This window comes from Clostridium gallinarum, assembly GCF_014836325.1.
Taxonomy (GTDB): Bacteria; Bacillota; Clostridia; order Clostridiales; family Clostridiaceae; genus Clostridium; species Clostridium gallinarum.
Genome location: NZ_JACSQZ010000120.1, coordinates 1 through 2,354 on the forward strand (window position 1 = coordinate 1; position 2,354 = coordinate 2,354).

Here is a 2,354-nt window from a genome sequence, read left to right on the forward strand (position 1 = left end):
ATAATTTGAATATATTAATTTATTATTTTCAAATAATAATATGCCATTAGAAAAAGCTTTTATAAAATCAAAATATTTTTTTTCACTTCTCTCTAATAATAAATTTAATTCCTTTAATTCCTTTTCTCTCTTTATTAGATTTTTATTAAGCTTTCTTTTAATCTCTTTTGTTCTATTTAAACTTTCATAAGCACTTGAATATGCATTATTTAGTAATTCTTCCTCAACTTTATTATAGAATATAAAATACGCTCCTAATTTGCTAATCCATATAAATGAACTCAAATTTTTATTTAATATGATAGATATAAATAAAAATATATTGCTTATTAATATCCAGAAACTTACCCAAATAATCCATTTATATTTCTTTTCGATTTTAAGTTTATTAAACAAAAACAAAATAAATATAAATAATCCAACCATTATAATTTGATTTATAATTAATCCACTCTTACTTAAAACAATTAAACCTAGTAATTTGAATCCTTGACTTTTTATATTAAATATTAAATATAAAGTTATTGTTGTAAAAAATAGAATCAGCCATTGAATATATACCTTAGCATTTTTATAGTATAGAATAATACTTGAAATTATATTAAAAATTTCTAAATAGATTATAATTTCAATAGACATAGTATTAACTTTTGCATTAATATTGATATGAGATATTTCTACATCCCAAAATCTTATTAATCCTATAAAAAAACATCCTACTCCTAAATATTTTAATATTCCTAAATCTCTATTTTTAACTTTCACAACACACATTATAAAAATCAAACCTGATATACATAAACATAAAACTCTATTCAAAAAAATATATTCATTTGTCATATGGAAAAATAATTCCATATTAGTGATAATCAAAATTAATGGTAAAAACATACTAGTCATTAATCGACCGTTCTTATATCTTATCCTCTCTTCAACCATTTACTACTCATACACCCTTTACTTATTTAACTTTATAATAAAAGTAGTACCTTGTCCTACCTTGCTACTAATATCAATGGATCCACTTTGAGCCTTTATTAAATTGTACACAACAAATAAACCAACTCCAAAGCCTGTTGAATTACTATTTTTCCCTCTATCCTCCATCTCATATTTTATAAAAGCTTTATTAATAAATTCTTTACTCATGCCAATTCCATTATCACTTATTTCTATTTCTACATAGTCTTCATAATTTTTTATATAAATAGAAATCATTCCTTTAACTTTAGTGAACTTAATTGAATTTGATATCAAATTTAATATAACCCTTTGCATCATCTCTTTATCAAAATAAATATATATTTCCTCTTCATCTGTATCAAAGCTAATTTCTAACCCACTATTATTTATATAAGGAGATAATGAATATATATAATCCTCCACAAATTTAACAATATTTCCCAATATAAAATTAACTTCTAAATTTTCAGAATCTATTTTACTTATATCAATTAAATTATTAGTAAACTTCGTTAATATAAAACAATTCTGTTTACTAATTTCGTTATACATTTTTATTTTTTCTATATCATTATTATCTATCAATATTTTCTCTAATTGAATAGCAGAATAAATGACATTAACAGGTATTTTTAAATCATGTGATATATTCGATAAAAAGTTCTTTTTTATTTCTTCTCTAACTTTTATATTTTCAAATTCTTCTTTTATTTCTGATAATTTAATTTCTTCTGTTAAATCTTTAAATAATATAATATACTCTAATTCTTCATTATCCAAATCAAATAATCTTGCTTCCATTTTCTTATTATTAATTTTAATGTTTGATGTTTTAGGTAAATTTTTATAATCTTTTGTAAGTTTCTTTAAATTATATTTAAAATCAATATAATTATCTATTTTTTTATTTACAACTTGTCTCAAATTTTTCACTTTAATTTCATTTAGAAATTGGGGATTGCAATAAATGATTCTCGATTTATCGTTTATTATCACTATAGGATTGGGTAATTTTTCTAAAAATTCTTTATATAAACTTTGCTTATCTTTTAACTCTTGAAATGCCTCTTCCAATTTATAGTTATTTTTAATTATTTCTCTATTAATATACTCTAAATGTTTATTGGTATCTATAGTTTCTTTAAAAATAAAATTATAATTTTCCTTTGTTATATTTACTATTATAGCTATTAACGTTGATATAAAAACTATTTGCATAATTAAATCTGAAAATTTATCTATATTATAAATAAAAAATTTAGTAGCTAAAATTTTTATTACATAATCAATAGTAGTAAGTATTATATTTAAATTAAGTAAATCTACTTTTACGTAATCTTTCATTTTATTCTTATAAGTATATTTACAAGATATAATTAATAATATAGAAA

At 20.1% G+C, this 2,354-nt stretch carries 1 protein-coding gene and 1 pseudogene; both read right to left on the minus strand.

Annotated features, from left to right (window positions below):
- Positions 1-939, minus strand: a pseudogene (locus tag H9660_RS16045) (sensor histidine kinase); the annotation flags it as partial.
- 18 nt (positions 940-957) lie between these two features.
- The coding region (locus H9660_RS16050; RefSeq protein ID WP_207729511.1) for a sensor histidine kinase at positions 958-2,354 on the minus strand (1,397 nt) is incomplete at its 5' end.